This is a genomic window from Pseudomonas sp. R4-35-07 (assembly GCF_003852235.1).
Classification (GTDB): domain Bacteria; phylum Pseudomonadota; class Gammaproteobacteria; order Pseudomonadales; family Pseudomonadaceae; genus Aquipseudomonas.
Genome location: NZ_CP027732.1, coordinates 4,279,780 through 4,304,427, shown reverse-complemented (window position 1 = coordinate 4,304,427; position 24,648 = coordinate 4,279,780). Strand labels below are relative to the sequence as shown.

The 24,648-nt window shown below is 52.4% G+C and carries 26 protein-coding genes and 2 pseudogenes; 13 read left to right on the top strand and 15 right to left on the bottom strand.

All coding sequences use genetic code 11. The features are described from left to right. Window positions 1–54 precede the first annotated feature (54 nt). The 3 genes from C4J89_RS19575 (at window position 55) to C4J89_RS19560 (ending at window position 2,677) form a co-directional block, all read left to right on the top strand. Window positions 55–930: a hypothetical protein gene (locus tag C4J89_RS19575; RefSeq protein ID WP_124415354.1), complete on the top strand. Its 876-nt coding sequence runs from the start codon at window positions 55–57 to the stop codon at window positions 928–930. Window positions 931–1,008: 78 nt separating this feature from the next. Continuing rightward, complete coding sequence (locus tag C4J89_RS19570; RefSeq protein WP_124415353.1) at window positions 1,009–1,317, top strand: hypothetical protein; 309 nt, start codon at window positions 1,009–1,011, stop codon at window positions 1,315–1,317. A 310-nt stretch (window positions 1,318–1,627) separates the two neighbouring features. Continuing rightward, on the top strand, window positions 1,628–2,677 hold the full coding sequence (locus C4J89_RS19560) for a hypothetical protein (protein WP_124415352.1): 1,050 nt from the start codon (window positions 1,628–1,630) through the stop codon (window positions 2,675–2,677). Between the two features lie 580 nt (window positions 2,678–3,257). Here C4J89_RS19560 and C4J89_RS19555 read toward each other — a convergent pair. Both C4J89_RS19555 and C4J89_RS19550 read right to left on the bottom strand, forming a co-directional pair. After that, on the bottom strand, window positions 3,258–3,590 hold the full coding sequence (locus C4J89_RS19555; protein ID WP_124415351.1) for a hypothetical protein: 333 nt from the start codon (window positions 3,588–3,590) through the stop codon (window positions 3,258–3,260). Between the two features lie 33 nt (window positions 3,591–3,623). Further along, window positions 3,624–4,280, bottom strand: coding sequence for a hypothetical protein (locus C4J89_RS19550; protein ID WP_124415350.1), 657 nt, complete (start codon window positions 4,278–4,280; stop codon window positions 3,624–3,626). Between the two features lie 121 nt (window positions 4,281–4,401). Between C4J89_RS19550 and C4J89_RS19545 the strand changes: the two genes are divergently transcribed. Next, window positions 4,402–4,710, top strand: coding sequence for a helix-turn-helix domain-containing protein (locus tag C4J89_RS19545; RefSeq protein ID WP_124415349.1), 309 nt, complete (start codon window positions 4,402–4,404; stop codon window positions 4,708–4,710). 29 nt (window positions 4,711–4,739) lie between these two features. On the opposite strand, the gene C4J89_RS19540 is transcribed toward C4J89_RS19545, so the two are convergent. From C4J89_RS19540 to C4J89_RS19530, 3 genes are all read right to left on the bottom strand, one after another. Then, window positions 4,740–4,931: a hypothetical protein gene (locus C4J89_RS19540; RefSeq protein ID WP_065878238.1), complete on the bottom strand. Its 192-nt coding sequence runs from the start codon at window positions 4,929–4,931 to the stop codon at window positions 4,740–4,742. Window positions 4,932–4,998: 67 nt separating this feature from the next. Further along, window positions 4,999–5,967, bottom strand: coding sequence for a DUF932 domain-containing protein (locus C4J89_RS19535; RefSeq protein WP_124415348.1), 969 nt, complete (start codon window positions 5,965–5,967; stop codon window positions 4,999–5,001). A 91-nt stretch (window positions 5,968–6,058) separates the two neighbouring features. Beyond that, window positions 6,059–6,388 carry a hypothetical protein gene (locus C4J89_RS19530; protein WP_124415347.1) on the bottom strand — a complete coding sequence of 110 codons (330 nt, stop codon included), beginning with the start codon at window positions 6,386–6,388 and terminating at the stop codon, window positions 6,059–6,061. 475 nt (window positions 6,389–6,863) lie between these two features. Here C4J89_RS19530 and C4J89_RS19525 point away from each other — a divergent pair, with 475 nt between their 5' ends. Beyond that, window positions 6,864–9,473: an AAA family ATPase gene (locus C4J89_RS19525; protein ID WP_164487601.1), complete on the top strand. Its 2,610-nt coding sequence runs from the start codon at window positions 6,864–6,866 to the stop codon at window positions 9,471–9,473. Between the two features lie 135 nt (window positions 9,474–9,608). Next, window positions 9,609–9,923, top strand: a complete 315-nt coding sequence (locus C4J89_RS27515) for a 4-fold beta flower protein (protein WP_372238416.1) — start codon at window positions 9,609–9,611, stop codon at window positions 9,921–9,923. 185 nt (window positions 9,924–10,108) lie between these two features. On the opposite strand, the gene C4J89_RS19520 is transcribed toward C4J89_RS27515, so the two are convergent. From C4J89_RS19520 to C4J89_RS19510, 3 genes are all read right to left on the bottom strand, one after another. Continuing rightward, window positions 10,109–10,690, bottom strand: a complete 582-nt coding sequence (locus C4J89_RS19520) for an NADPH-dependent FMN reductase (protein WP_065883890.1) — start codon at window positions 10,688–10,690, stop codon at window positions 10,109–10,111. Between the two features lie 122 nt (window positions 10,691–10,812). Next, window positions 10,813–11,556 (bottom strand): SDR family NAD(P)-dependent oxidoreductase, encoded by a 744-nt coding sequence (locus tag C4J89_RS19515; RefSeq protein ID WP_124367217.1) that lies wholly within the window; start codon window positions 11,554–11,556, stop codon window positions 10,813–10,815. 2 nt (window positions 11,557–11,558) lie between these two features. Next, window positions 11,559–12,416 (bottom strand): SDR family NAD(P)-dependent oxidoreductase, encoded by an 858-nt coding sequence (locus C4J89_RS19510; RefSeq protein WP_124367216.1) that lies wholly within the window; start codon window positions 12,414–12,416, stop codon window positions 11,559–11,561. 149 nt (window positions 12,417–12,565) lie between these two features. Between C4J89_RS19510 and C4J89_RS19505 the strand changes: the two genes are divergently transcribed. From C4J89_RS19505 to C4J89_RS19495, 3 genes are all read left to right on the top strand, one after another. Continuing rightward, a complete protein-coding gene (locus tag C4J89_RS19505; protein WP_256657781.1) occupies window positions 12,566–13,525 on the top strand; it encodes a LysR substrate-binding domain-containing protein in 960 nt (319 codons plus the stop codon). Between the two features lie 255 nt (window positions 13,526–13,780). Beyond that, entirely contained in the window at window positions 13,781–15,424 is a 1,644-nt protein-coding gene (locus C4J89_RS19500) for a GMC family oxidoreductase (RefSeq protein ID WP_124415345.1), read from the top strand. A 324-nt stretch (window positions 15,425–15,748) separates the two neighbouring features. Continuing rightward, complete coding sequence (locus C4J89_RS19495) at window positions 15,749–16,495, top strand: AAA family ATPase (protein ID WP_124367214.1); 747 nt, start codon at window positions 15,749–15,751, stop codon at window positions 16,493–16,495. A gap of 216 nt (window positions 16,496–16,711) precedes the next feature. Here C4J89_RS19495 and C4J89_RS19490 read toward each other — a convergent pair. Together C4J89_RS19490 and C4J89_RS19485 are read right to left on the bottom strand one after the other, a co-directional pair. Next, a pseudogene (locus C4J89_RS19490) lies at window positions 16,712–16,954 on the bottom strand (integrase); the annotation flags it as partial. A gap of 46 nt (window positions 16,955–17,000) precedes the next feature. Next, complete coding sequence (locus tag C4J89_RS19485) at window positions 17,001–18,260, bottom strand: integrase arm-type DNA-binding domain-containing protein (protein ID WP_124415344.1); 1,260 nt, start codon at window positions 18,258–18,260, stop codon at window positions 17,001–17,003. Window positions 18,261–18,663: 403 nt separating this feature from the next. Between C4J89_RS19485 and C4J89_RS19480 the strand changes: the two genes are divergently transcribed. The 3 genes from C4J89_RS19480 (at window position 18,664) to C4J89_RS19470 (ending at window position 20,922) form a co-directional block, all read left to right on the top strand. Beyond that, complete coding sequence (locus C4J89_RS19480) at window positions 18,664–19,380, top strand: 2OG-Fe(II) oxygenase (protein WP_124365197.1); 717 nt, start codon at window positions 18,664–18,666, stop codon at window positions 19,378–19,380. 99 nt (window positions 19,381–19,479) lie between these two features. Further along, on the top strand, window positions 19,480–20,583 hold the full coding sequence (gene ada, locus C4J89_RS19475) for a bifunctional DNA-binding transcriptional regulator/O6-methylguanine-DNA methyltransferase Ada (protein WP_124415343.1): 1,104 nt from the start codon (window positions 19,480–19,482) through the stop codon (window positions 20,581–20,583). Between the two features lie 39 nt (window positions 20,584–20,622). Then, entirely contained in the window at window positions 20,623–20,922 is a 300-nt protein-coding gene (locus C4J89_RS19470) for an Ada metal-binding domain-containing protein (protein ID WP_124415342.1), read from the top strand. A 171-nt stretch (window positions 20,923–21,093) separates the two neighbouring features. On the opposite strand, the gene C4J89_RS19465 is transcribed toward C4J89_RS19470, so the two are convergent. The 4 genes and pseudogenes from C4J89_RS19465 to C4J89_RS19450 all read right to left on the bottom strand — a co-directional run. Further along, window positions 21,094–21,429: a hypothetical protein gene (locus C4J89_RS19465; RefSeq protein WP_124367983.1), complete on the bottom strand. Its 336-nt coding sequence runs from the start codon at window positions 21,427–21,429 to the stop codon at window positions 21,094–21,096. Window positions 21,430–21,573: 144 nt separating this feature from the next. Continuing rightward, window positions 21,574–22,152, bottom strand: a complete 579-nt coding sequence (locus C4J89_RS19460; RefSeq protein WP_124363963.1) for a DUF4337 domain-containing protein — start codon at window positions 22,150–22,152, stop codon at window positions 21,574–21,576. 100 nt (window positions 22,153–22,252) lie between these two features. Then, complete coding sequence (locus C4J89_RS19455) at window positions 22,253–22,609, bottom strand: helix-turn-helix domain-containing protein (RefSeq protein ID WP_164485268.1); 357 nt, start codon at window positions 22,607–22,609, stop codon at window positions 22,253–22,255. Further along, window positions 22,563–22,814: pseudogene (locus C4J89_RS19450) on the bottom strand (type II toxin-antitoxin system RelE/ParE family toxin); the annotation flags it as partial. The gene C4J89_RS19455 and the pseudogene C4J89_RS19450, both read right to left, overlap by 47 nt. A 226-nt stretch (window positions 22,815–23,040) precedes the next feature. Here C4J89_RS19450 and C4J89_RS19445 point away from each other — a divergent pair. Then, entirely contained in the window at window positions 23,041–23,727 is a 687-nt protein-coding gene (locus C4J89_RS19445; RefSeq protein WP_124415341.1) for an HAD-IA family hydrolase, read from the top strand. Window positions 23,728–23,855: 128 nt separating this feature from the next. Here the strand turns inward: C4J89_RS19445 and C4J89_RS19440 are convergent, their stop codons facing one another. Next, window positions 23,856–24,602, bottom strand: a complete 747-nt coding sequence (locus C4J89_RS19440; RefSeq protein ID WP_124415340.1) for a 3-oxoacyl-ACP reductase family protein — start codon at window positions 24,600–24,602, stop codon at window positions 23,856–23,858. Between the last annotated feature and the right edge of the window lie 46 nt (window positions 24,603–24,648).

The window sequence follows — 24,648 nt, the reverse complement described above, 5'->3', positions numbered from 1 at the left end:
AAGATTGGCAAAGCGAACAAAATCCTCGCTAGAGCGCGGAGTTTTCGGTGGGAGTTGATTGATTTTCATCAGTCACTTGGCCTTCGCCTAGCATCTGAAACCGATGCCTATACCTTAGAAAAAATCTTACACCGTACCTTCCGCCTCGCTAGCGTTGACCCAATCGAGGTGGTCGCAAGTGGAGGAAGCGCAGATGGCGCAAGCGAATGGTTCAGTACCAGTTGCTTACCGCGTTTGCTGCAATATTTGAAAGACAACCAGGACCTGCATCCACACGTAACGATCAGTGGAGGGGAGCTAGTCGCGTTGCTCGAGAGGCCGATTCAGCGTTCACAAGCTGGTATTGCTCGCGAGAAATTTAAAAAGGAAAAGGAGGCACGTCGTAACGAGCGAGTGTCGGAACTCATTGCGTTCCGACACTCGCAGCTGGAAGGCCTCCGAGCCAGCCTGAAGGTAGTTCATCCGAAGATAGCCCAAGAACTGGAGCGCCAAAAACAGAACGGCAACATCGTCGGAATCTGCGATACAAGCATGGGATCGTACCTAGTGATTGCCGAAACAGTACCAGTGCCGTCAGGCGATTTATTGTGGGGACTGAAGCCACTATCAACGCATTACGATTACCCACGTGGTGGCGGTTCGATAATGAGTAGCTTCAGCCAAATGACCTGGGCGGAGGGAACCATCTCCAAAGTCGAATTGCCCCGTGCCCACTTGCGTGACGATTCAGTCTCTGAAACGGATGAAGTTATCTATGAGGTTTTCCGTGATGAATTCGAATGGTTCAATAAGCTCCAACGCATTCCTGAAGAATGGATCAGCGCGATTTTTCCCCACGGCCTTTTTTTGACCCCATCATCAGACGATCACCATAGCAAGCGTGCGATCGAAAATGTAATGGCAGCCTTATCGAAAGCCCGGTGCCGGTAGTGGAGTCAATTGGAGGTCACTCGATCTTGTATCTAGAACCTCAATCTGAATGTTTGAACAACGTGAGGAAATGGTCTGATGCACACGCGCAGCAGTATTCAAAAGCACATAGCTCAGGTTGGTGAGAAGGTCAGTAGGTGGCGCACCTGGGCAGAGGCAAAGGAGAGTCAGGCAACACCCTTATTGCAAGAAAGTCTTCCTTCTGGCTATTCGAATTGGTTTGCTGTCGTGAGAGGTCATTCCATCTGGTGGATCTACACCGATACATCAGACGGTGGTGTTTGGAGCAGCCAGGGGATGGCAGTCACCGGCTTTAGAATCGCCTACGACGAATCCTTAGCGCAGAAGCTCTATGAACTAGTTTATGAGCACATAGTGAAGAGGTAATCTCACCAGATTTCGTTGTGATGTAGTCATCCAAACTCTTTATCCACTGGCCATTGCTGAAGAAGGAAAAGGCCTTTCCCAAACCCAGGATTACTCGGTCGAGATTCTGTAGCGTGCCAGAGTAGGACCGCTATGAGGATATATCTCCAGCTTCGGCACCGAACTTCATCATGCGTATCGATGCGTCTAAATCGGATTTGATCCGTTTCTTGAACCGCTCCCTCGCAGTTACGCACTCACTCGCACGATTGATACCCCAGGAGCTGATGCTATATCCTCTAAATAATAACTGGCGTGAGGGGGGGGTAATATGACGGTTTCATTGGTGACGGTTCGCAGGAGGGGATGGGGGCGTTTAGATGGTGGTGAGCGTCGGGAGGAGATTAAGTCTGGAGATATGGAATTATTGATGCAAGCCATCAGCGTAATTGGGCCTTGGCACTATATGCATGGCGACGTAAAAGTTATTGTTGAGTGCGATTTTTTTCCTTTTGTAGAGGCGTACAAAATCAATATTGAATCGCTCAACGTTGCGGAGCTAAGTCACACGTTATCCATAGAGCAAATAGAGTTTGCCTTGTTTCCAGAGTTGGAATTTGTGGTGAAGGTAACTTTGGAGAGTGATGAGGAGCTCGGTCGGCAACAGTGGTATGTAAGCCATTTTGTTGAGCAGTTCCTGTACGATATTTTTTTTATCCTAAACATTGCTCGCCCAGGTGTATGCGATTTTCTTGGTATACGTATCGATTCGGGAAGAGGGCTAATTACTGAGTTACGACTTTCAGCAGATTGTTTTGAGTCAGGGTTTAGAAACTTGTTGGCAGGGGACTCGCTCTTCGCGCCTAGAATATTACCTTTGTCATCGGTTGTTTGTTGGTATAAGAAACTCAATATGGGGGTCAGGCAAAGAGCCGAGTCTGGCGTAGAAAAAGCAATTTTTTCAGTTTTGCATATTTGCTGTGGCGCAGACGCAGATGTCGTTTGGGTTATTTGGGCATTTCATGCATTAGAGGCCATTTATGGTACAAAGGTAGGAGAAGGATTCACTAATCTAGTTGAGCGGATCTCAACACTCTTAAAGCTAGATGCTCAGGGCAAAAGGATGTTAAAGAAGCACTTGCGTGAAATGTACGACTGCCGAAGTTCTTTTGTACACGGCGGGTACAGAGTGCACCATCCTATGAAAAATGAAATCATGGATCAAAGCTTAAATGAGGATTTCAAGAAGCTTCTTGAAGTATCGCAATTCGGCTTCAATTTAGTTGTATTGTCACTACAAGCTCTAGTGGAGAACGGTTGGTACGGACTGAAAATTGAAGAGCAAATGTCTGGCGTGTTGTCAGATGATTTTTCCGTGTAGAAAGTCTTGAAGTTCAACTTTACGCCATGCGTTGGATTTATCCCGCAAACTGACTGCGATCGTCGAATAAATCGCTTCTAGTTTCGTAGACACCTTTAAGCCTTAAAATGAGTCCCGTTAGGATGTGCCATGAGCAACCGCGTTGCCCCGAATAGTTCGAGATACAAGTTGTCATTAAGTGAACGAAAAAAAGTTATCTGTTGCTGATGTAGCGGCCTGTCTTAGCGTATCGGCGCTGGATAACAGATTGAAGGTGCCGCTATCGGGCTTACTGGAAGCGCGACAGTTTTAGGCGTTGAAGTTACGGTTGAAGGTCATCGTGGCCGAATCGTCCCAGATGCCATAAATCACACGGTAAGCGGCTGATACCTCTTTGCTTTGATAACTATGGAGGGAAGAGTTATGCGAGATTGTCGAAATAATGGTGGCTGATAAGTATTTTGTCAGTTATTTGAAGTGAATTAGAAGATGCACGAGTGTAGTCATGATTAGCTGTTACTCAAAAATAAAACTCTGGAGCCTTATGCCTTCCTCAGTTTTGCTAAGGAAGGCGTAAGTTTGATTTATGTTCGTAGAGTTTCTATTTTTTGTAGGTGACGGCGAGCGTTGTCGGATAAAATTTAGCTATTTCGTAGTCTGGATTGTAGGTTGCAATGTTGTGAGCTGCAATTGTAATTCCGGCTGCTACTCCTCCAACGATAGTAAGTGCACCGACTCCAAGGGCTGCTATGCGTCCTGCGGTATATACTCGGCATGTGAATCCTTGAGATTCAATTAGCTTTTCTAAGGTTTCTACCGTGTCACCAAAAAAATCAGATTCGATTTCTTTTATTTTGAAAGACTTTTTTTCTGAGATCATTGAGGAAATGTCCTCATTGGATATTTCGCTGGCTGAATAAACACTGATGTCCATATTGGTTCCAGTTGCTAGTGATATTAACGGGATTTAAAATAAATCTTTGTTCAGGCCCAAGAGCATCATGTTGTTGTCATAGCAAAGTGGTACTGAGTCGCAGTTTCCACCTTGTTTCTTTACATCCTTTTTATCCACCAACGGAAGATATTTAGGTAAATCCTGATCTTCTATATCTTGCCCATTGATCGAACAGTTAAAAACCGCTGTTGCCATGCATACAACGTCAAGTTTGCTTACGTCTACCGGGCTTGACGATGGTTTTTTCGTTGCTTGTGGTTCGTAACGATTTCCACCGTAGCCAGGACCGGTACCTTCCTTGTAAGCCACGACCGCTCCCGCCGTATCTGTGCCCAGATACCATCCGGTTGTGATCCCGTAGATCCCTTCAGGAGCATTGCCCATGAATTCACCACGGTGCGCGCAGGTCCCTGCGCTGTCGCAGTTGACGATTCGCCTTCCATCAACACGTTGCAAAGTTTTGTTGCCGTTTTGATCGACGTAGGCCCTATTTACTGAAGACGGAGAGTTGGGGATAGAGCAGTCGATGTGCTTGATCGCAAGGATGGGCATGGGGGTGGGGGTCGTATCGCATACACGTACGTTCGGGTCGGCGGCAGCTGTCAGGGACACACCTGCCTGTAAAGCGGCAAAAAGCATTGTATTGATCAGCGAGATTTTGACTTTCATCTGAGCGCTCGGTTTTGTCGGTGGTTGGATTGAGTTCGTATGATATTCGAATACTACCAAAACGGTAGTATTTGGAAAAAGCTGCGCATGCACGATGCCCCTTTGGAAATTGGGTGTGTGCATGTCAGTACTGGCAAAGCGGATAAAGCAGGCGCGTATTAGGGCGGGGTTGTCGCAAGAACGACTAGGACTTGATGCCGGCTTAGACGAGATGTCTGCAAGCACCCGTATGAACCGATACGAGTTGGGGAAGCGGGTTCCTGCCCCGGATTTGGTCGAGCGGCTGAGCGAGGTGCTCAGTGTTCCTGCGGCGTATTTTTACGCGGTCGAAGATGACGAAGCTGAGCTGCTTATCAAGTTTAGTAAGCTGGATGCAGATGAGCGCGTGCAGCTAATGCGATACCTGGACGAGCTGCTGGAATCTCAATAGCGGCTCAGCAATGCGCCATGGGCCTACCTTCAGCATGGGGTCAAAGATACTTCGACCCCGGCTTCTGTCGTGATCAACTCGAATAACAAACCCGCCAGCAGCACTGCAATCAAGATTGGCCAAGAGCGAGCCATTAGAACAGCTAGCGCTACTGCCAACAGGCAGCTGGCCAGAATGCCGAAAAACATGAAAAGCAGACCGACAAAGCGTATGAAATTCATCGTGTTTTCCTTCAGGCGGAAAAATGCCTGAGCGGTGATCGCTCAGGCATGTTGGTCGAAAACAATTTTAGGCAACTAGTCGAAGAGCCGAGTCGAGTGCGCGTTGCTTGATTTGCGCTCCCTGCCCGAACCAAGCTGAGTCCATCCGGTATTCTGAACTCCTGGCACGACGCTCGTGATCGACATACTCAGTTACTGCGTTTAGCAGGCCCCATGCGGTGCCGCGAGCAGACTCCATGACCGATCCGCGACCTTTGCCTTCGTATAGGTTTTGCACCTTCTCCAGCGCTCGTTTGTTGGGTAGTACGTCGGGAATGGGATCATGGGCGTGGGTCTCACATAGCACCTCCATAAAGAAGCTCATCGCCTCAGGCCACTGAACTTTGCGTTCGGAGAGCACGCGCATCCGGTACATGAATTCGTCCCATTGCGAGACGGCAATACCGAGTTGCTTTTTCACCGACTGAGGATTGAATCGCGTGTTATGTGGGACCTTGATTGCATGGGGAATACCATCCAAGGCAATGCTCAACGTGTTGTTGCAAACCACGCGAACGGTGGTCGGCGTGGCTGTGGTCGCGAGGGTGCCGTCACACGAGGTCGCCAGCAACAAGTAGCCATTAACCTGATCGTTGCCCTTCAAGGTGGCGTTTTGCCCGGTTCTTGCTAATGCCCAGAACTTACGACCGCCTTTGAGCACTCCAGCGGTTTCCAGCTCATAGCCGGACACTTCAGTCAGGTCACGGTAAAACTCCATCACCTCACGCGGTTGGACAATTTGATAGCGGTTGGAAACCACCGACAGCGGTGCCTTGGTGTCGGAACGGTACAGCACCTTTTGCTCTGGGAATGAATGAATACTGCCCATATGGCCGATAGCGTCGGCCTTGAAGTGAACCGGGCTTTCCTGGATCTGCCAGTCCATACCGGCTTCACGCTGCCAGACTTCTATCGGCTGTTTCTGTGTCAGTTGACGGCCGAGGCCATGCCACGGGGTTGCGCCAACGTAAGCCATTTGTTCGACTTGATGAGCCATGATTACGATTCCTTAGGGTGCAAGCCGGCATAAATGCCACGCATCGCGCGGCACAGTCCGGACGTACTAAAAGAGAGAAGTGGGAAACGGTTTAAGCAGGCAGATTGAACCGATGCCCGCAGATCAGGCAGAGGTTGTGAGCGAGTACATGGCGGTCAATTTTGTCGCCAAGTTGAGCGCCTAATGCACAGCCGCCAGCGCCGCCAACAAGCCCGCCGAGGATGGCACCAGAAACGGCTCCGAGAGTGACGCCGAACGGGCCGGCGACTGCGCCGACGGTGGCACCCGCCTGACCGCCAGCCAGTGCTGCACTGACGCCGCGTGCTGCGCCGCCGACCGTACCGAGGGCAGCTGCAATTTTCATGGCTTGGTGGAAGGACGCGATTTTGGGTGAGTTACAGCGAGGGCATTGCAATGACATGGTTCGAAGCTCCATGGTGGGATGTCAAAGCTGTTATGTGTGTTTGAGAATTTTTAGAATCGAATATGCGTCCGGTACGGTAGTAAACGACTCAGCGTAGCGATGAGTTATCAGCAGAAGTCGGCCCAGGCTATGTAAAAACGCAGATGCCCTTTTGAAGTCGTACTTCTACGTCAAATCAGTGCCCTTTCGCTTAGCGAATAGACGTGGGCTTTGTGCTGAAGGGAAGATATTGCTCTGTTTCGAGCGCTGCATCCGTTTGCAAATTTGTATGCCTGCCTTGGTCATAAGCGGTCGCTGGCGACAGGCAAAAAACGGCCAAAAGCGGACACGGAGAATCTCAAATATCTACGCATGAGAGGCTACATTCAGGGTGTCATAGCAATTTTTCAAAATGACGGTGCAGAGGCTAAATTCCGCTAGTATCTATTTGCTACCTAGCTGCCTCCTTGCTTATCCGTCCATGGAAGTGAAAATGTCGATACTCAATGATGTATTGCTCTGGTCTGAGAAGGATCTATCACTGTGGCTGAGAGACGCCGCGCGTCGACTCTTGCTAAACCAGCAATTGGATTTGCAGGACTTCAGGGACCTGTATGCATTACTGAAGCATGATAAAGGCATTGAAATCCCTGGAGGGCTAAAAGCGGTGCCTTTGAGCGCTGACCATATTCCCGCAGGCGGCGAAGCCGCATTCAGCGTTACGCTTCATTCGATGAGCAATTTGCAAAACGTCAACAGAATCATGCCGGGACAAACGCTCCCATTCTCGGAGAAGGGAGTCACGGTGATTTATGGAGGCAATGGCGCAGGAAAGTCAGGGTATGCGCGAGTTCTGAAGCATGCTTGTCGAGCGCGTGATAGGGGAGGGGATATTCTTGGCGATGTGACCAAGGCTGGAGTACCAGGTGGAAAGCCTAGGGCGACGTTTACGGCGTGCCTGAATGGGGACGTAAAGAGTTTCCATTGGACCAGTGGCTCAGTAGCACCTCCCGAGCTGTCCTACGTCAGCGTCTTTGACTCATTTTGCGCCAACGCCTACCTCCTCGAAGGCGATGCGGCTTATCTACCTCGCGGCTTAGATGTTGTGGAAGCTCTCGCGGGTAAAGTTGTACCAGAAGTGCTAGCGCTCTTGAACGAAGAACTCAATAGTGTCGAAGTGTCACTTGATATTCTTTCAGGCTTCGATAAAAAAAGTGCTGTGGGCAAGCTTTTTCAGGGATTTGGCGAGGACACCAACCGAGATGAAATATCTCGATTGGGAACACTGTCGTCGGAGGAGGTTGAGCGGCTTGGTGAGCTGGAACTAGCAATTGCTGAGCCAGACCCGATACTCAAGTTTCAAAGCCTGAAAACTTCTGCATCCCATATCAAAAGTTTGGCGAAAACAATCAAGGAAAAAGAGAAATTCACTACTCAAAAAGCATTGGAAAAATTGCAGCGTTTCGCCAAGGAGTCAGCCGATGCCAAGGCGGGAGTTGACGCGGCTGCACTACTGCTTAGGGCTGAGGATGAGCTGTTGCCCGGTACGGGGGAGACCATTTGGAAAGAGTTGTTCCTAGCTGCGAAAAAATATTCAATTGAAGTTGCTTATGTTGGGCATGACTTTCCAAGCGAAGGTGAGGGAGCTGCATGTGTACTCTGCCAACAACCGGCTAAGTCTGTAATCGGTAGAATGCAGCGCTTCAATAATTTCATTAGCGAAAATGCCACCAAGGTAGCATCTGAAAAAAAAGCTGCATTAGAAAAAATTTTAGATCAGATAGATCGTTCAAGTTTTGACTTTGGGCTTAATCAAGCATTGGCTGTAGAGTTGGAGGGTGCGTCAGCGAATCTAGTAGGAAATTTAGAGTTGTATCAGAAACAGCTAGATGCATACAAAGTATGGATGCTTGAGGCCGCAAAATCCTTAGAATGGGAAGTGGTTCCAAAGCTGGCTAAAAGTCCAGTGGCTGAATTGAGGCAATTTGCTGCCAGTAAAATTTGGAAAGGGCGAGTATATAAAAGAGCTTCAGATCCAGAAAAGTTAAAGAAGCTATCTGAAGAACTGGTTGAGCTTAAAGCTAGGCGGCTGCTTGTGCCTCTAACAGAAGCAATCTTAGCGCTGCACGATAGGGTAATTTATCGAGCTAAACTCGAAACCTGTAAGGCCGATTTGAATCCTAGGGTTTTGTCTGCGAAGTCTAAGGAAATTGCAGGGAAAATTATCACCGACTCGTTACGAAAAGCACTTGATGAAGAGTTTACAAAGCTCGGCATTGGGCACATTAAGACGAAGCTAAAAGAACGAGTCGATCGTGGGACTGTAAAGTTTACTCTGCTGTTAGATCTTCCAGCGGCAAAGAAAATTGAGCACGTACTGAGTGAGGGTGAGCAGCGTGCTGTATCACTAGGTGCATTCTTGGCTGAGCTTAAACTATCAGAGCATCGAGGGGGGATCATATTTGATGACCCTGTTTCCTCGTTAGATCATGTAAGGCGACGCCTCGTGGCAAAACGTCTCGTGGAGGAAGCGGCTAACCGCCAAGTTATAGTCTTGACCCATGACATCTCTTTCCTAAGCGAACTTATCGATACTCTTAATGAGGAAAAGCAAATTCCCCATCTTGTCCATTACTTAGAATGGGTCGGCGAAGCAGCTGGAGTAGTCAAACAAGGACTACCTTGGGATAAAACTGGTTATAAAGAACGGGTAAAGCAGCTGGGGGATCGAGCGAAAAAAATGGAGCCTTGGCCTATTTATCCTGGTGAGGATTTAGTTAGAGATGTTCGACTGTTATACAGCGATATTCGCTCCACTGTTGAGCGAGTTGTCGAAGATGTAGTGTTAAATGGTATTGTGACGCGGTTTAGTGATATGGTTGGTGTAGGGAATCTTCATAAAATCACTGGTCTACGAAAGCAGGACGCTGATGACATCGTTGCGCTCTGGAAGAAAGGTCATCGAATCACTGAGGCGCATTTCCAAGCCCCTAACAAGGAGATGCCTGTGGCTAACTTGGACGAAATAAAAAATGATATTGAGTCTATTCAAAGGTTGGCTGATAACGTCAATAAGTTTCGCGTTAAACCAATTGAGGTCTAACAGTATCGGGTCCTAGTACGCCACATAATCATGGTGGACGATGTTTGAACGATTTTTTCAATCGTGCTCTGCCTCGATTCAACGACTAACTTGAGCCCGCTCGATAGCTAATCGCTAGATAAATGAGGGTGTTATATGACTCCGGTTTACAGGTGGAACGGTGAGTATTTTGGATTCTTTAATAGTTCTGGTCGCCTATTCAATGCAGCATCGAGGTATTTAGGGTGGGTTACAGACGATGGGCGTGTTTGGGGTGCTAATGGGCGTTTTTTGGGGGAGGTTGTGAGCGAGAACTACATACTCCGGCGCACCTCTACGGCTACGCCAGCAACAAAAGCATCCAGGGCAACTCCCGCAACACCTGCCACTCCAGCGCGTAAAGCAAATCGAGCCGGTAAGGCTGGAAAAGCAGGCTGGGTGGATGCGTTAGATGAGTTTGCGGCAGCCTAATAGTGTGCTTAATTGCAACTCACTTCGTTCACTTGACAGTCCAAGTCTGAGCGACCGCTTCTGGCCGATTGCAGCCGATTGCGACAGGCAGAAAACGGCCATTAGCGGACACTAAGGCCGTACGTGAAACCTGAGACGACTCATACAACGCCTTAGATCAGCCAAAGCAGAGAGTTTCTAGCGCCCTAGATTAAACCCGTTGACTTGGCGGTATTGATTTCGACCCATGCAGCAAAGGCGTCAATGAATTTTTTCAAGAACTGAGTAGTTCCGTCGTCATTCAAATTTCCGCCTGGCCCCAGTAGCCTTGTCGCCCCACCGATATACGCTTCCGGCTGCTGCAAAAGTGGCATGTCCAGAAATACCATAGACTGACGTAAATGATGGTTAGCACCGAAGCCGCCGCTGGCACCGGGCGATACGCTTACGATAGCTGCAGGTTTGCCTGCCCACACAGACTCGCCGTAAGGGCGAGAACCAATATCAATGGCGTTCTTCAATACACCAGGAACTGACCTGTTGTATTCGGGAGTGAAAAACAGTACTCCATCTTTCGACGCCATATTTTGGCGAAAACGAGTCCAGGCTTCAGGGGCACTCTTACCGTTTTCTTCCAAGTCTTGGTTAAACAGATTCAGTTCATTGATCTCGACTATTTCTAATAAAAGGCTCGGTGGCGCAAGCGCGATTACTTCTTGAGCAAATAGGCGGTTCAACGACTCTTTGCGCAGGCTGCCGACAATGACGGCAATCTTTTTAGGCGACATGATGGGACCTTGATTTAAGTGGCTTTAAAGGGGGTAATCAATTTGAAAAGAACAAAAAAACGGACGTCGAACGGTGGCCGAACGATGAGGACTGCCCCACCGCCTGGTCATGCGGGTCTGCCCTATACTTTGGCGGCGCCGTTGACAACCAGGTGATGACCGGAAATCCAAGCTGCATCGTCACTTGCCAGGAAAAGCACGGCGCCTTCGACATCGGAGACAGAGCCCAAGCGCGCAAATGGCGACAACTGTGCCAATGCCTGATAGTCATTTTCCTGAAGGTTAGCGATGACACCGGCGTCACGTAGCGGCCCCGGTACCACACCGTTCACCGTGACGTTACGCTTGCCCATTTCCTGCGCGAGACATTCAACGTAAAGCCGGCCGGCGGCTTTGCTTCCGGCATACGCGGTGAAGCCTGCGTTCGGTACGATCGTCGTAGTGGACGAAATCACGATGATGCGTCCACCATCGGTAACATGGCGCGCACTTTCGCGAAGCGTATAGAAGGTGCCAAACACATTGGTTTTGGTGACAGCCTCGAACATCGCGTTATCGATTTCCGTGATCGGTGTGTCGATAAGCTCCCGCCCAGCATTGGCCACGACAATATCGATGCGCCCAAATCGAGCCAGCACTGCTGCGAATATGGCTTTGACAGCGTCCGGGTCGCTGATGTCTCCCCCGATGGCCATTGCTTGAGCGCCCTCAGCAACGAGCGCCTCGACATTTCGGTCGGCTGCGGCAGCGTCAGTGTTGTACGTCAACGCAACGGAAGCCCCCTCTCTGGCAAAACGACGTGCCAGTGATAATCCGAGCCCGCGCGATGCGCCGGTAATCAGTACAACTTTGTTGGTCATTCGCATGATCAGATTCCGTTGATGCTGCGTTCTGTAGAGGTTGCGTTGCCCTGCCACTGGACAAGTTCCTGCTCGACTTTGGCCATTTTTGCACGCATTCCGCCCATCGCATCGGCACCCAAGGCCGCGTGTACGGGTGGATGATCCGACTCCATCAGGTTGATAATCGCCAACGCCCCTTTTCCTGGAACATTCGGCTGCTTACCTTGCAGACCACCTATAGCTACACGGAACTTACCGACGGGTGTGCCTTCATAGTCATCGATTTTTTGCTCGACGTAAGCCAGTGAGCGACCCGCAAATTGGGTCTCGAATACACCGATGGTCAACACAGTCGTGGCGATGTTAAAGGGTGCAAGTTCACCTGCCAGTGCTTCCCCCAGGATGTCAGTAGCGCCCTTCGCGGCCGAGTACACGCCCATGCCCGGGTAGCCAATGAAGCCACCGATTGCAGAGAATTGAATGATGTGCCCGCTGCGCTGCTTGCGCATCGCAGGGGTTACAGCGCGAATGATGTTCAGGCCGCCAAAGAAATTCAGATCGAATACACGCCGCGCTTCTCGATCCGTCATTTCTTCAACTGCACCCACTGTGCCAGCACCCGCACAGTTGGCGACAATGTCGATACGGCCAAAGTGATCCAGCACCTGGGCCACACCCGTTTTGACCGCCACATCGTCTGTCACGTCTACCAAAACGCCCATGCCCTGCGCAGCATGTTTACCGTTATAGAAATCCACTTCTTCTTGCTTGCGAAAGGTGGCTGCGACTAGCGCACCTTTTTCCAGCAGTTGATGCACTAACTCGCGCCCCAATCCCGATGAGGCACCAGTAACGAGGACGACTTTGCCATTTATTGATTTCATTCTCTGCTCCGGGGTTTGGCTATTCACCGGATGTTAGGTATTGGGCCTCCCCCCAACAAGCCGGTTTGTCCAGATTCAACTTCCCGCTCATTGGACGCTCATTCCCAGCGAAACATTGCCAAATAACCACATAGTTCTAGACGGTACCCTTGGAAATCTTCAAGATTAAAAATTGCCTTCCTATGATTGGGCCATACGTGAATCGGCTGGACCTGAACGATCTGTTTATTTTTGTCAATGTGGTCGATCGCGGTGGGTTTACTGCCGCAGTTGCAAGTACCGGTATGCCCAAGTCAACGCTTAGCCACCGCATGCAACAATTGGAGGGCGAATTAGGTGTGCGTTTGCTCAGCCGAACGTCGCGTCGCTTCGGTATGACCGAGGCAGGAGAAGAGTTCTACCAGCACGCGCTGGCCGCGCTGCGAGAAGCGGAGATGGCAGAAATGTCAGTGCGTCAGCGGTTGTTGGAACCCGTCGGGACCATCCGGTGTACCGCTGGAGTCGCGACCATGAATTTCGCCATGGCGGGCATGATCGCTGACTTCCTTCGTGTCTATCCCAAGATCAATATGGTCGCTCATGCGGCCGATCGAACCATCGATATTGTTGGCGAAAATTACGACGTCGCCATCCGGGCGCATGAGGCTCCATTGCCGGACTCCGATCTTGTCCAGCGCATGCTCGGGGTCGCTCCCTGGTTTCTGTTCGCCGGATCAAGCTATCTGGCCGAACATGGCGCACCGGCCACGCCAGCGGAGCTAAGCAGCCACGCCTCGATTTTCTTTGCGCGAGCTAATGCCCCCATGAACTGGCGGTTGCGCCATGTCACTCTATCGATCGAAGAAATTGCTGTGCCCATCATGCCGCGGCTGCAAAGCGAAGACATGCTCAGCCTGCAACATGCAGCTATCAGCGGGCTTGGGATTGTGGCCCTGCCGAGTTACATCGCGCGGGCGGCCGTTGCGCGTGGTGAGCTTCATCGAGTTCTGCCCGAATGGATAGCTGGCGATGCCAGGATCACTGCACTGGTACCTTCCCGCAAAGGATTGCTGCCGTCAGTACGTGTTTTCTTGGATCACTTGGCTTCGGAGTTTCCCAAGATCCTCTAGCTGTAAAGCCATCCTTAATACGCTGGGCAAATCGTTGCAGCGGCTTCTCCATGAATACAGCACATTTTTTTACCGAATACAGCAACTACGGCGGCACTACCGAGCGGGTAGGCGCCGAAGATAGGGGAGTTCTCGACGTCCATACCACCGGACACAGATTCCAGAAACCCCGTCTTGCTGGGTCAGGTACGCATTCCTACCATGGTTTCTTGCCTCTCATCCTCGACGGCACAAACGATACCTGATCTGGAATCTATGACTTTGACAATCACACGACGCGGCGCGATAGCTTTGGGAGCACAGGCAGTGCTGGTTGCAATGACGGCAGGCGCTGCTACGTTTGCCTCTGGTGCAACGCGCAGCTCCAGTAAAACTAAAGAGACCACTCGGACTGGCAAGCAGTTTGACGTGGTGATCGTCGGTGGTGGATCTGCCGGTGCCGTCCTTGCAGCACGTCTCAGTGCCGACCCGCTGCGCAGTGTGCTGCTGCTCGACGCAGGTCCCGACTTTGCGCCCGATCGGTATCCAGCAGTGCTGACGAACGCCGACCTAGTTGCCGCCTCTCCCGAATACGACTGGCATTACCATAGTGACGACTCAGCTCGGATAGGTCACGACATAGCCATCCCACGCGGCCGAGTGATCGGTGGTAGCTCCGCGGTCAATGCTGCTGTGGCGATGCGTGCGCGTCCTGCCGACTTTGCGCGCTGGGCCGGACGCGGAATCGAAGGTTGGGCTTGGCCGGAAGTGCTGTCCGCCTACCGAGCGATGGAAAACACGCCCACTGGCGAAGATGCATGGCATGGACGTACCGGCCCATTTCCAGTGCGTCAGCGCACTGCTGCGCAGAATACTATCTCAATGCGTGCTTTCGTGGCGGCTGCCGAGTCAGTTGGACTGCCGCTCGTGGATGACTTCAACGGCGCGCGCCAGCACGGCGTAGGTCCCTACCCGTTGAATGTCATCAACGGCACCCGAATCAATACCGGCATGGCTTACCTAAGTGCAGACGTGCGGGCTCGCGCCAACCTCACTATCCGCGGCCACGCTGAAGCCGACCGCGTCCTGATAGAACGAGAACGCGCCATAGGTGTATTGCTAGTAGCCGGCGAGATAGTTCCAGCCGGCGAAGTGATCTTGTCGGCCGGTGCCATAGGCAGCCCCGCTATCCTGCTACGCTCCGGTATCGGCCCACAAGGCCATCTTCGCGAGATGGGAATCGCCACCGTCGCTGATCTACCGGTAGGTGAACGGTTGCAAGAACATCCGTTTTTCTTCAACGTCTACGCGCTGAAGACCTCCGCAATTGCTATGACCCCAGCCGGCGGCGCCATCGCCTGGACTCGTTCGCAACACGCCGCACCGGACGATCTGGACTTACATATCTCCGGTACACACCTGATCGACCCAAAGGCAAGCCCTACCGGCGGTGCGATAGTGCTGGCATGCGCCGTCACATTACCTAAATCCAACGGTAGCGTACGCTTGACCAGCCGTGACCCCCGAGTTGCGCCGAACATCCGGTACAACTTTTTTGAACAGGAAAATGACTTGGATCGCATGGTCGAAGCTGTAGAACTGTCTCGCAAGATTGGCCGCAGTGCACCGTTTGCTGACTTGGTTGACCATGAAATGACACCGGGTAGCAGCGTACTTGAAGGCAAGGCTTTGCGACAAAACATCGTAAACAATGTCGCCGGCTATCAGCACCCCACGTCGAGCGTGCCGATGGGCGCGGACGGTGACAAGGCCGCCGTAGTCAACAATTGGGGCGCGGTGCGAGGTATAGCGGCACTGCGTGTTGTGGATGCCTCTATCATCCCGGATATCCCATCGGTGGCGACAAATCTTACTACTATCATGCTAGCCGAACGGATTGGTGCCCACCTGACTCGATAATTTCCCCGAACGCAGCGTAAAACTGGAGCATCAATCATTGGATCGCTAAAGCCGAACTCTGCAATAAGAACCACAATCTGAAATTGAATAAAATATACGGAGACCGTTGAGCAAACGCAGTCAATAGACGATAAATTGGAGATTAGGAGTTTGACCGAAACAGCGGCGCAACTGCGGCGCGAGCCAAGAATGGTTTACTTTTATGTCAGACATATCTAGTGCTTATAAAAAAGAGTCAAACCACAGAAAGACCATTTATAATTACCTTAACTATCATACATATAACTATAACCATTAAATAAGATAACTACAGCTAGGAAGTTAATGCCTTACATTAAGAGAATTGAAATCTTAGAGAACTATAGAGAAGAGAATAATTTCCCCTTCTATTTGCCTTCAATTCAATCAATTAGCAAAATCGAGCTTCACCCCGTGATAAATTTTTTCGTTGGAGAAAACGGTAGCGGTAAGTCAACCCTCTTAGAGGCTATTGCAGTTTCATGTGGCTTTAATCATGAGGGAGGCAGTAAGAATTTCAAGTTTTCTTCCAGCGATGAAAAATCCCTACTGTCCAAGGCATTGCGCTTGTCACGCACCGCAAAGCGACCTCGAGATGGCTATTTTTATCGCGCAGAAAGTTTTTATAATGTAATTACAGAGATGAATAAGTTGGATTGCGGACCTGGCGGGCCAGCTATTAAGGACTCATACGGGGGGAACGATCTTCATACGAGGTCTCATGGGGAGGCTTTTATGGATCTGATTTTACATCGGTTCGGAGGAAACGGATTGTATTTACTAGACGAGCCTGAATCTGCGCTATCTCCCCAACGCCAATTATCTCTGCTGGTACGTATAGCGGAACTCGCAAAACAAAATTCGCAGTTCATAATTGCAACTCACTCACCAATTTTAATTGCTTACCCGGGCGCCAGAATTTGGGAGTTTACCAATAGTGGATTGGAAGAGAAGGAATATTCAGAAACTGAAAACTACCTAATTATGAAAAGTTACTTTGCTAGCCCTGAAAGCTTTATGAGCAAGCTATTTGATGAAAAGCATGATTTTTAGTTAGTCCAGGCACTAAATAACATCGATGGTTAGAGCGTTTATCAAGTTCGCTGGCGCAAAAAAATGAATTGTTGCCGATCGCGACTTAATAGATACGACGGCATTACTGCCTTGTTTAGCGTAGATCGAGATGCCGCCGATTTCGAGGAGAATGGCCGCTTCTGGCCGACTGCTGCCTCTGGCCAGCCGCAGCTCTATGTCGGAAGTCGCCTGGAATCATCGTATCGAAACGACTTTTTTGTCTCGATTTTCCCTGATAGCTGATACAGAAAGGTTGCCGGTAGCAGCTTCCTGAATGTGGTCGCTCCACCAGGCCTTCATCGGACGTCTGCGCTCGATGTGGTCTGCTCGGTTACAGGCGCTGCGTTCCTCGTCTTTATCGACGTGGGCGAGCGCCACCTCGATCAACTCAGGCTCCCACTCCCAACCATGCTCGTTGAGAATGGTGCTGGCCATTGAGGGTATTGACGGCTTTCGTGAACCATCCGCTTCAGCGCCATGGTTACTAAAGAATGGCAGACCCATTTACATTGCGTGTCACAAAGTCGGCCCAATCAGCCATCAATACACGGCGTTTTTCCAATAAGTCACTTCGCCAATAGGCCGCCTCAGCACCGCTGGCGACAACGTGAGCCAAAGCCATCTCGCAGACTTCGCGTGCATGGGGTGTACATTCAGCAGCCCAGTCCCTGAATGTGCTGCGAAACCCATGAGCAGTAATGACTTTGTCATTGCTATTGCGCCAGCCCTTGCCACCATCATCCAGGTCCTTTTGGTCCATGCGACGCAAAGTCATTAACATGGCCATATTGCTAATGGGGCGACCTTTACGAGCCCCTGGAAACAGCAACGAGCTACCTTTGATTCGTGGGAGATCTTCGAGCAGTGCGATAAGCGCATCAGATAACGGCACGGTATGAATTTTCCCCGCTTTCATTCGCACCGCTGGAATCGTCCATAGCTTGGCTTTCAAATCAACCTCACTCCAGTCGGCTTCAAGAACCTCGCTGGTTCGGCAGGCAGTGAGGATCGTCATTTTGAGTGCGTAGGCGGATTGTCCTTCGACACTATCAAGTGCCGGTATGAAACGAGCCAACTCCGAGTAAGGCAATGCCGGGTGGTTTTGGGTACGTTTAGCCTTGGAGCTCGGTGGTAACAGCTTGTCTAGGTGTCCACGCCAGCGTGCTGGGTTTTCACCGTCTCGCAGTCCACGTGCTTTGGCGGCATCGAGGACTAGTTCGATCCTGTTACGAACCCGGCTTGCTGTTTCGGCTTTGCTGCCCCAGATGGGCTTTAGAATATCGAGGATGTGCTCGGTGGTGATCTGGTTGGTGGCGAGTTCGCCGATGACGGGCGCGGCGTAAGTAGCCAGTGTGTTCGTCCATTGCTGAGCGTGTTTGACGTTTTTCCAGCCAGCACGATGAGCCTCTACGTAATCGGCTGACACGTCCCGGAACGTGATGGCTTTGTTTTTACGTTGCAGCTCAGCGGTCACCTGTGCCGCTCGTTCATCGTCACGAGCCTGTAAGGGGTCAATACCATCGCGCAGTAAGCGGCGCTTATCACTACTGTTTTGCCGAGCTTCCTTAAGACCGATTGCGGGATAGGTGCCTAGCCCCATCTCCCTCCGCTTTCCGGAGAGCTGAAAGCGCAGTACCCAATACTTCTTCCCATTGGGCTTGATCAGGAGGCGTAGACCATCTCCGTCCTCGTAGGTGCCTGGGGTAGTCAGATTTTCAATTTGCTTAGCGGTCAGCTTTCCCATGGGAATATCCTATATCTGTTTTGTTCCCCCATTTGTTCCCCCACAAAGGCTAGGAAGGTGACGAATGTTGGTGGACGTCTTGAGACGATGATAGGCTTATAAGTGCCGTATTATAAAGGCTTGTAGGATTTATTGAGTTTTTGGTGGATTATGATTTGGCGGACTCCTTCACCGCCATATTGATATCTAAAGGCCCCATAAATGGGGCCTTTTTGCATTCTATGGTTTTTGTTCCCTCAATCGGATTTTGGAGCGGTGTCCTTGTCGTCAGGTCGTTCGCGATAGTTGCAGCCTCCAAGAAACCCATGCCGGTTCACTGGATTAATTTGATAGCAACAAACCGGAGGCTCCCATGGATTGCCTGCGGTATGTTGACAATCATGCAATCCACAAGGGAATGGCAATGGTCGACACGGCATTGGAAACAAGGCTCGCTTGCGAAAACTGGAGTGAGCATCTGCATCGCGTAAACGCCAGCGGCTTTACCGTCATCGAGAACCTGCTCGACCCAGACGTCTGCCAGCGTCTTATCGATAGCTACTGCGAGCCGGACATTTTCAGGTCGTGTATCAATATGAGCAGGCACGGCTTCGGTTCAGGCCAATATAAATATTTTGCCTACCCGCTGCCGTCGATTATCGCCACATTGAGATCCTGTGTTTACCCGCAGATGGTCCCACTGGCCAACTATTGGAACACTAAACTTGGCCTCGAACCTCCCTATCCCGAACGCCACGAAGACTTTCTAAGCCAGTGTCATGACGCCCGGCAAGAGCGCCCCACCCCACTGCTGCTGCGCTACGGTGCAGGAGACTACAATTGCCTGCACCGCGACCTGTATGGAGACATTCTGTTTCCCGTGCAGATGGCTATCCTCCTGTCTGAGCCCAATGACGACTTTAGCGGCGGCGAATTCGTGCTTACCGAACAGCGGCCACGAATGCAGTCCAGGGTCAACGTAGTGCCGCTGCGCAAGGGCGATGCAGTGATTTTTGCCGTCAACCGCAGGCCCGTGAAGGGGGCGAGAGGCTTCTACTCCGTATTTACGCGCCACGGCGTGAGCGAGGTCAGAGCGGGGGAGCGGTTTACCCTTGGCGTAATATTCCATGATGCGCAGTGATGGAACGGCCAGACGTTCGAATATGAAAGCAAGACTCGGAGTTTTAACGCGGTTCAATAGCGATAGGCTTGTGCAAATTGCGAAGATGGGGGCATTGCCATGGAATGCGTTAAAGACCAAACCACCCAGCCCGTGCTGAGGGCCGAGGACGATCCGCGCTGGAATATTCTCGTCAACCGCCAGGCTGATGCAGACCTCGATTTCGTCTACGGCGTGCTGACCACCGGGGTTTACTGCAAACCCTTCAGTCCGACCAAGCTTCCTCGGCCAGAAAATATCGTGTTTTTCGACACCGCAGCTGAAGCCGAAAGGGCCGGGTTTCGCCCCTCCAAGCGCGACAGCAGCAACCCGGCGGCCGTCGCCCAGAAGCATGCGGCGGCTGTTGCCGAAGCCTGCCGGCTTATCGATGCATCGGACGTGGTTCCCAACCTGGGTGATCTGGCCGAACAGGTGGGCATGAGCAGCTTCCACTTCCATCGAGTCTTCAAGAAACTTACAGGCCTCACGCCTAAAGCCTACAGCGTCGCTTCATTGCGTTCGCGCGTCAGAGACCAGCTTTCGCTCAGTGGCACCATCACCGACGCTCTTTATGAGGCGGGCTATAACTCCAATAGCCGATTCTATGAGGCATCACAAAATATCCTCGGCATGAAACCCACCGAGTACCGCGCAGGGGGGGCCAATGTGGATATCAAATTCGCACTGGGCGAAAGCGCGCTGGGCTCGATCCTGGTGGCCAGAAGCGCGCGCGGCATTTGCGCGATTTTATTGGGCGATGACCCTAATGTGCTGGTGGAGAGCTTTCAGGACCAGTTCCCCAACGCCAACCTGATTGGCGGCGACGCCGAGTTCGAGGCGCTGGTGGCCACTGTCGTCGGCTTTGTCGAATCGCCGGGCACCGGTTTTGCGCTGCCGTTGGACATCCGTGGCACCGTATTTCAGGAACGGGTTTGGCAGGCGCTGAGGGATATTCCTGCAGGAACGACCGAGACATACGCCCAGGTCGCCGCGCGGATAGGTATGCCCAGTGCCACCCGCGCAGTGGCTAACGCATGCGGGGCCAATAAACTCGCAGTGGCGATTCCATGCCATCGCGTGGTGCGCAGTGATGGATCCTTGTCTGGCTACCGTTGGGGGGTGGAGCGTAAGCGCAAGTTGATCGAGCGCGAGAAAAGCATGCACGCTGCACACGTTGTCGGATGAACTGCACCGGATAGGGACTGGACGGGGGGAGGGTGCGTAATGAGGCGTTGGAAAGTCATGGATTCCCACGGCAAGCCTGCCCTCAGTTCCAAGCCGGGCCAGTTTGGCGGGCATAAAGGAAGCAAGATCTACGGGCACCTGGACTGCCCGGCTGCACTGCGGGCATTGAGTAAAGGCGGGTATGTGAAGGATCGTGTGTTTTTTATCGATGAACAGACCGCACGATTGGCAGGCTATCGCCCCTGCTTTCGATGCATGCCCGCCAGTCATCGTGAGTGGAAGCTGACAATTGAAGGGCACATAAGGGGGCGTGTGATAACGGAAGAATGTGAACCTTAGACTATCGGTGTATCCGCGTTTTCAACTTGATCAAGCACGCAACTTAGCAGGCCAGTACTGTTAAGTAATAGGACAGCCACGATTACGTAAATACTACTGAGGTTCATGGGCCATCCCCTGAAGTCAGGCCCATGAAACGTCGCTTGCCAGGCTCGGCGCCCGGCAACTTACTTATTGCGCGGTTTTCAACTTGACCACATCACCGGAAATTTTGGTGGTGTAGCCGTTCAGTACCCAGGCCCAGAACCATTTTTCCTGCACTTGGGTGTTGATCATCGCGTCGCCGCCTTTGGCCTTGATGGCTGCATCCTGGGCGCGGACGAAGCGGCTGTTCTGGCCGATCGGGATAATACCCAGCAGCATGATGCCGGTGGCGCTGGCTTCGCTGTGGCCGAGCACGGTGTATTGGCTGGCGTCGTATTGCTGGGTTTTCATGGCGGTGCCGGTGCAACCTGCCAGGGTGAAACCAAGAACGGCTGCTGCAACTACTTTACTGATGTACTTCACGCGTAACTCCATGGGCTGAATCTCGAGATTCAATTCTCGAGGCGCGATACTTTAATCGCTCAGAGGGCGGATTGAAATCAGCGCGCCAAGGTTTCATTTTATGTGGCGGCAGTCAGGCCCCCTCCCACATTTGCTCGCGCTCGGTCAGAGATGCAGCCATGCCAGGCTACCCAGCACCACGGCCACACCGCCGGCCGAATACGCCATGCGCTTGAGCCATTCCTTGCGCGTGAGCAAGGTGATCGCCGCCAGTGAGATCGCGATCTGAATCGCCGTCATCGCCTGGGCCCAACGATGGTGCTGGTGCAGCGCTTCTTCGGATTTGCGGTCCCATTCCAGGGAGGTGGCTTCAAGCTTCTCGGCCTGTTTGCGCACCTCTTCCTTCTGGCTTTTATAGCGCTGGATTTCGTCGTTGTAGTGGGCGGCATCCACGCCGGGAATATGTGTGGCCAGTTCCGCCAGGTTCTGGCGGCTGGATTTGGCCTGATAGTAATTCCATTGGTTGGCGGCTTCGGTCTTGATGATCGCGGCGTTGTTTTTGTCCATCGCCGCCTCGCTTTCGCTGGAGCCGGCCTGGTAGCTGAGCATGGCGCCAACGGTGGCCATGATCGCGGTCATCACCGCGATACGGCTGGCGAAGGTGTCGCCACGGCCGTGGGCATGTTCGGTGGTGTGTTCGAGGTGCTTTTCGTGGGGGCTGGGGACTTCGAAAGCTTCGGACATGGCGGCGTCTACGAGGGGGCAGAGGGAGCCTGATTCTTCACCAGTGCAGCTGTCTCAACGCTGTCGATAACGTCGGATCAGGTGCATGTACAGCACGAGGTCATAGCTCAAGTTGACAGGCGTTTATACCAAATGCCTTGGCAATCTTTTCCCGCGTGGTCCGACGCGGTTTGTTTACCGCTTCTTGCTGGGCAAATGCAGATTGTGAAATGCCCAGTCGCTTGGCGACTTCTTCCTGGGTGAGGTTCAGGTGCTCGCGCCAGGCACGTATAGGCGTAGCTCCATCCACCAAGCGACTGACGACAGCATGAGGAATAAGATTCGGGTCGTTTTGCTGGGCCACATAGTGTTCATAGGGAATCACCACGAAGGCTGGCTTGCCCTCGGTATTGTGGATGATCTGTACGGCAGTAGGTTCGCTCGTCACGTTTCTTGACCTCTTGAATGCTGACCACATGGATGTCCCCGTCCCAGTCGAACACTACGCGGTAATGACCTACCCGAAGCCGATAGCCGTGGGGGTAATTAACCAGCTTCTTGACATTGACTGCGTCGGGCATGCGCTCAAGCGCCGACACCGCATCGCGTACCTGTTGCTGATGATAGGTATGCAACCGAAGCAGCTGTTTGACGGATTTACGGGTCCAGTGAATCGAATTCATTGGAGGTTAATAAGTCTTTTATAAGGTTTGCAAGGTGTATTTTCGGGCCTTGGTGAAAGGCTGATCGCTGCCACACACAAACCCTAGACGTGCGCCGCGCGCGCCGGTCGATAAAACTGTTGCCTGGTATGAATACCCGATCCAGGCTTCAGGAAGGTTGCCTGCAAGCAACCAGGGCCGTTATTGTGCTGAATCCTTTTAGTCCTTCCTCCAGGGTTCTGTTGTGATGAACGCACCGCATACCGCTGTCCCGATCAAGGCTGTGATTTTCGATATGGACGGGTTGTTGCTGGACACCGAAGGCATCTACACCGAAGTCACGCAGATCATCGCCGAACGCTATGGCCGCACCTATGACTGGAGCATCAAGCAGCACATCATTGGCCGCGGTGCCCAGGATTTGGCGGACTATGTGGTCAAGGCGCTGGACTTGCCGATCACGCCGGCTGAGTTTCTGCAGATTCGTGAACCGCTGATGAGCGAGCGTTTCCCCAAAGCCCTGGGCATGCCCGGTGCCGAGGCGTTGGTGCGGCATTTGAAGGCGCATAACATCCCGATTGCGGTGGGCACCAGTTCGTCGCGCAACTCGTTCGGCCACAAGACCACCTTGCACCGCGAGTGGTTTGGCCTGTTCGACACCATCGTGACCGCCGACGACCCGGAAGTCGGTGCCGCCAAGCCTGCGCCGGACATCTTTCTCACTGCCGCGCGCCGCCTGGGTGTGGCGCCCGAGGATTGCCTGGTCTTCGAGGACTCGCCGTTCGGCGTGACGGCGGCGAAAGCGGCGCACATGACCGCCATCGCCGTGCCCGATGAGGCCATGGCCGACAGCAAATATGAGCATGCCGACCAGATCATCCGCAAACTTGCCGATTTCGACCTGGCCGCCTACGGCCTGCCGCCTATGACTTGATTCAACCCGGAAAAATGTGGGAGGGGGCTTGCTCCCGATAGCGGTGTATCAGCCAACTTATCAATAGCTGATCCACCTCAATCGGGGGCAAGCCCCCTCCCACATGGGTTGTGCCGTGTTGCTAAATCTCAGGCGCTGAAACCACCGTCGATGGTCAAGCTGGCGCCTGTGATGTACCCGGCTTCCGGCCCGGCAAGGTACGCGACGAAGCTGGCAATTTCCTCCACATGCCCATACCGACCCACCGCCATCAGCCCAATCAAGCTCTCGGCAAAATCACTGTTCGCCGGATTCATGTCGGTATCCACCGGCCCTGGCTGCACGTTATTGATGGTGATACCTCGTGGCCCCAGGTCGCGCGCCAGGCCTTTGGTCAAACCGACCAACGCCGCCTTGCTCATCGCGTACGGACCACCACCGCCAAACGGCATGCGCTCGGCATTGGTGCTGCCGATATTGATCACCCGGCCGCCTTCGCCCATGTGCTTGGCGGCCTCCTGAGTGGCGATAAAGACGCTGCGCACGTTGATTGCCAGGGTCTGATCGAAGTCTTCCAGCTTGAACGCTTCCAGCGGCGCGATGGTCAGCACTCCTGCATTGTTCACCAAAATATCCAGGCGCCCGAAGGTGTCGACTGTGACGTTGACTGCGTTGCGAATCGCCGTGGCATCGGCGCTGTCGGCCTGGATCGCCAGGGCTTTGCCGCCTGCGCTGATCACGCTGTTCTGCAAGGCTTCAGCCTTGGCGGCCGAGTTGATGTAGGTAAAGGCAACGGCGGCGCCTTGCGCGGCGAGGCGCTTGACGATGGCTGCGCCGATGCCGCGGGAACCGCCTTGAACCAAGGCGACTTTGTCAGTGAGGGTAGATGGGGTCATGTCGATCTCCAAGTAGTTGATGAGCCGAGTATCGACCTCCCTCGCC

Coding starts and splice junctions, on each gene's coding strand:
- C4J89_RS19560 (WP_124415352.1), top strand. CDS start 1,628: ATGACGGTTTCATTGGTGACGGTTCGCAGGAGGGGATGGGGGCGTTTA.
- C4J89_RS19535 (WP_124415348.1), bottom strand. CDS start 5,967: ATGGCTCATCAAGTCGAACAAATGGCTTACGTTGGCGCAACCCCGTGG.
- C4J89_RS19455 (WP_164485268.1), bottom strand. CDS start 22,609: ATGTGGTCAGCATTCAAGAGGTCAAGAAACGTGACGAGCGAACCTACT.
- C4J89_RS19510 (WP_124367216.1), bottom strand. CDS start 12,416: ATGAAATCAATAAATGGCAAAGTCGTCCTCGTTACTGGTGCCTCATCG.
- C4J89_RS19460 (WP_124363963.1), bottom strand. CDS start 22,152: ATGTCCGAAGCTTTCGAAGTCCCCAGCCCCCACGAAAAGCACCTCGAA.
- C4J89_RS19440 (WP_124415340.1), bottom strand. CDS start 24,602: ATGACCCCATCTACCCTCACTGACAAAGTCGCCTTGGTTCAAGGCGGT.
- C4J89_RS19530 (WP_124415347.1), bottom strand. CDS start 6,388: ATGTCATTGCAATGCCCTCGCTGTAACTCACCCAAAATCGCGTCCTTC.
- C4J89_RS19445 (WP_124415341.1), top strand. CDS start 23,041: ATGAACGCACCGCATACCGCTGTCCCGATCAAGGCTGTGATTTTCGAT.
- C4J89_RS19525 (WP_164487601.1), top strand. CDS start 6,864: ATGTCGATACTCAATGATGTATTGCTCTGGTCTGAGAAGGATCTATCA.
- C4J89_RS19550 (WP_124415350.1), bottom strand. CDS start 4,280: ATGAAAGTCAAAATCTCGCTGATCAATACAATGCTTTTTGCCGCTTTA.
- C4J89_RS19570 (WP_124415353.1), top strand. CDS start 1,009: ATGCACACGCGCAGCAGTATTCAAAAGCACATAGCTCAGGTTGGTGAG.
- C4J89_RS19515 (WP_124367217.1), bottom strand. CDS start 11,556: ATGCGAATGACCAACAAAGTTGTACTGATTACCGGCGCATCGCGCGGG.
- C4J89_RS19500 (WP_124415345.1), top strand. CDS start 13,781: ATGACTTTGACAATCACACGACGCGGCGCGATAGCTTTGGGAGCACAG.
- C4J89_RS19555 (WP_124415351.1), bottom strand. CDS start 3,590: ATGGACATCAGTGTTTATTCAGCCAGCGAAATATCCAATGAGGACATT.
- C4J89_RS19540 (WP_065878238.1), bottom strand. CDS start 4,931: ATGAATTTCATACGCTTTGTCGGTCTGCTTTTCATGTTTTTCGGCATT.
- C4J89_RS19470 (WP_124415342.1), top strand. CDS start 20,623: ATGAGGCGTTGGAAAGTCATGGATTCCCACGGCAAGCCTGCCCTCAGT.
- C4J89_RS19480 (WP_124365197.1), top strand. CDS start 18,664: ATGGTCGACACGGCATTGGAAACAAGGCTCGCTTGCGAAAACTGGAGT.
- C4J89_RS19485 (WP_124415344.1), bottom strand. CDS start 18,260: ATGGGAAAGCTGACCGCTAAGCAAATTGAAAATCTGACTACCCCAGGC.
- ada (WP_124415343.1), top strand. CDS start 19,480: ATGGAATGCGTTAAAGACCAAACCACCCAGCCCGTGCTGAGGGCCGAG.
- C4J89_RS19520 (WP_065883890.1), bottom strand. CDS start 10,690: ATGTCGCCTAAAAAGATTGCCGTCATTGTCGGCAGCCTGCGCAAAGAG.
- C4J89_RS19545 (WP_124415349.1), top strand. CDS start 4,402: ATGTCAGTACTGGCAAAGCGGATAAAGCAGGCGCGTATTAGGGCGGGG.
- C4J89_RS19495 (WP_124367214.1), top strand. CDS start 15,749: ATGCCTTACATTAAGAGAATTGAAATCTTAGAGAACTATAGAGAAGAG.
- C4J89_RS27515 (WP_372238416.1), top strand. CDS start 9,609: ATGACTCCGGTTTACAGGTGGAACGGTGAGTATTTTGGATTCTTTAAT.